5 protein-coding genes are annotated in these 2,929 nt (G+C 70.8%); 1 reads left to right on the forward strand and 4 read right to left on the reverse strand.

Annotated features, from left to right (window positions below; translation table 11 throughout):
* From BST14_RS31280 to gatC, 3 genes are all read right to left on the reverse strand, one after another.
* Positions 1-61, reverse strand: a 61-nt coding sequence (locus BST14_RS31280; protein ID WP_245845809.1) for a hypothetical protein, incomplete at its 3' end; no start/stop codon positions are given.
* Between the two features lie 45 nt (positions 62-106).
* Positions 107-1,591 (reverse strand): Asp-tRNA(Asn)/Glu-tRNA(Gln) amidotransferase subunit GatA, encoded by a 1,485-nt coding sequence (gene gatA / locus BST14_RS27715; RefSeq protein ID WP_083067449.1) that lies wholly within the window; start codon positions 1,589-1,591, stop codon positions 107-109.
* A complete protein-coding gene (gene gatC, locus BST14_RS27720; RefSeq protein ID WP_083067450.1) occupies positions 1,588-1,887 on the reverse strand; it encodes an Asp-tRNA(Asn)/Glu-tRNA(Gln) amidotransferase subunit GatC in 300 nt (99 codons plus the stop codon). Before gatC ends, gatA begins: the two co-directional genes overlap by 4 nt.
* 99 nt (positions 1,888-1,986) lie before the next feature.
* On the opposite strand from gatC, the gene BST14_RS27725 reads away from it, so the two are divergent.
* The gene (locus tag BST14_RS27725; protein ID WP_142279659.1) at positions 1,987-2,643 is read left to right on the forward strand and encodes an ACT domain-containing protein; all 657 of its coding nucleotides are present in this window, start codon (positions 1,987-1,989) and stop codon (positions 2,641-2,643) included.
* 179 nt (positions 2,644-2,822) lie between these two features.
* On the opposite strand, the gene BST14_RS31285 is transcribed toward BST14_RS27725, so the two are convergent.
* Positions 2,823-2,929: hypothetical protein (locus BST14_RS31285; protein ID WP_245845810.1), on the reverse strand; the 107-nt coding region annotated here is incomplete at its 5' end.

The following is a 2,929-nucleotide window of genomic DNA, read 5'->3' on the forward strand; positions in this document are numbered from 1 at the left end:
CCCGGATGACCGCGTTGAGCCCGGGGCAGTCGCCGCCTCCGGTGAGCACTCCGATCCGCATGGTTTCATCTTGCCCTGCCCGTACCCAGTAGGGCAGCGCGAAAGCTCAGATGGCCGAGGGCAGCGGTCCGCGGGCCGCCTCGTAGGCGGCGCCGACCCGGTAGACCCGGTCGTCGGCCAGCGCGGGCGCCATGATCTGCAGCCCGACGGGCAGGTCGTCGTCCGGCGACAAACCGGCCGGCACCGACATGCCGCAGTGCCCGGCCAGGTTCAGCGGCAGCGTGCACAGGTCGAACAGATACATCGCCAGCGGATCGTCGACCTTCTCCCCCAGCCGGAACGCCGTCGTCGGGGTCGCGGGCGACACCACCACGTCCACCGAACGATAGGCCTCGTCCAGGTCGCGGGCGATTAGCGTCCGCACCTTCTGGGCCTGGTTATAGTAGGCGTCGTAGTAGCCGGCCGACAGCGCATAGGTGCCGATCATGATGCGCCGCTTGACTTCTGGCCCGAAACCGGCGGCCCGCGTCAACGCCATCACCTCCTCGGCGCTGTGGCTGCCGTCGTCGCCGACCCGCAGCCCGTAACGCATCGCGTCGAAGCGGGCCAGGTTGCTCGACACCTCGGACGGCAGGATCAGGTAGTAGGCGGCCAGCGCGTACTCGAAGCGCGGGCAGTCGACCTCGCTCACGTCGGCGCCCAGGGCGGTCAGCTGCTCGACGGCGGCCTCGAAAGCGCTCAGCACCCCGGGCTGGTAACCCTCGCCGCGCAGCTGCTTGACCACTCCGACGCGCACGCCCTTGAGGTCGCCGGCCGCGCCCGCCCGGGCGGCGCCCACGACGTCGGGCACCGCCGCGTCCACCGACGTGGAGTCGCGGTGGTCATGCCCGGCGATCACCTGATGCAGCAGCGCGGTGTCGAGCACCGTGCGCGCGCACGGGCCGCCCTGATCCAGCGACGACGCGCACGCCACCAGGCCGTAGCGCGACACCGTGCCATAGGTGGGCTTGACTCCCACCGTCGCGGTGAGCGCGGCGGGCTGCCGGATAGACCCGCCGGTGTCGGATCCGATCGCCAGCGGGGCCTGAAACGCGGCCAACGCCGCCGCGCTGCCGCCGCCGGAGCCACCCGGCACCCGCTCGACGTCCCACGGGTTGCGGGTGGGTCCGTAGGCGGAGTTCTCCGTCGAGCTGCCCATCGCGAACTCGTCCATGTTGGTCTTGCCCAGGATCGGGATGCCCGCGGCGCGCAGGCGCGAGGTGACGGCGGCGTCGTACGGGGAACGCCAACCCTCGAGGATCTTGGACCCGCAGGTGGTGGGCATGTCGACGGTGGTGAAGACGTCCTTGAGCGCCAGCGGAACCCCGGCCAGCGGTGATGGCAGCCGCTCCCCGGCGGCCACCGCCTCGTCGACGACGGCGGCGGCGCCCAGCGCCTCGTCGGCGGCCACATGCAGGAAGGCGTGGTAGCGGTCGTCGGTCGCGGCGATCTGGTCCAGGCATGCCTGGGTGACCTCGACCGACGACACCTCTTTGGCGGCGATCCGGGCGGCCAGCGTCGCGGCGTCCGACCGCACGATGTCGTCGTTCACTCGCTGTCCCCCAGGATCTGCGGGACGCCGAAGCGGCCGTCGACGGCCTCGGGCGCCTCGGCCAGCGCCTCGGCCTGGGTGAGGCACGGTGTCGGCTGGTCCGGACGGGTGACGTTGACGTCCTTGAGGGGGTTCCCGGTCGCCTCGACGCCGGTGACGTCCACCGCCTGGACCTGGCTGACATGGGTCAAGATGGCGTCGAGCTGGCCGGCGAAGCTGTCGAGCTCGCTGTCGGTCAGCGCCAGCCGGGACAGCCGGGCCAAGTGCGCTACCTCGTCGCGGGAGATCTGGGACACGATCCGAAAGCCTAGCGGCGAAGGTGCGAACGGCCGACGGCACCCGAACCGGGTCGAACCGAAATGCCGCTGACACATCCTTGTGCAACAGTGTTGGCCGTGCCGTCCTATCTGTTGCGCATCGAGCTCGTCGACCGGCCGGGCAGCTTGGGTTCGCTGGCGGTAGCGCTCGGTTCGGTGGGCGCCGACATTTTGTCGCTCGACGTAGTGGAGCGCAGCGCGGGTTACGCGACCGACGACCTGGTGATCGAGCTGCCACCTGGGGCCATGCCGGACACCCTGATCACCGCCGCCGAGTCCTTATCCGGTGTCCGTGTGGACAGCGTGCGGCCGCACACCGGCCTGCTGGAGGCGCACCGCGAACTCGAGCTGCTCGACCACATCGCCGCGGCCGACGGCAAGGCGGCGCGACTGCAGGTTCTCGCCAACGAGGCGCCCAAGGTGCTGCGCGTCAGTTGGTGCACGGTGCTGCGCGGCGCCGGTGGCGAGCTGCGGCGCCTTGCCGGCAGTCCGGGCGCGCCGGAGACCAAGGCGGACTCGGCCCCGTGGCTGCCGCTGGAGCGGGCCACGACGCTCGACGGCACCGCCGAGTGGGTGCCGAAGGCATGGCGCGACATGGACGTGACGATGGTCGCGGCCCCGTTGGGCGACCCGCACACCGCGGTGGTGCTCGGCCGTCCCGGCCCGGAATTCCGGCCCTCGGAGGTCGCCCGGCTGGGCTATCTGGCCGGGATCGTGGCCACCATGCTGCGTTGATCGGCAGTGCCCGCCATGGCCGAATACCCGCCCGCACAACCGTTTTAATCGGCGACCGTGAGGGCATCTACCGGGGCGGTTGCTCACCGTCAACCCCGTGTCCACGACGCGGTGGGCAACCGGCAGTGCGAACGAATGTGCTGATAACCCAACGTGTTTGACCCGCTCCGATAACCGAACTAGTTGTTGGTTGGTGGTGGTTGGGGTTGGAAGGGGTCATACCACCACCAGTGGGCGCGTTCGCCGGTGGGTCCCGGGCAGGGCGGCACCGCGGGCGGGGGTTGAG

The sequence above is a fragment of the Mycobacterium arosiense ATCC BAA-1401 = DSM 45069 genome, from assembly GCF_002086125.1.
GTDB lineage: Bacteria > Actinomycetota > Actinomycetes > Mycobacteriales > Mycobacteriaceae > Mycobacterium > Mycobacterium arosiense.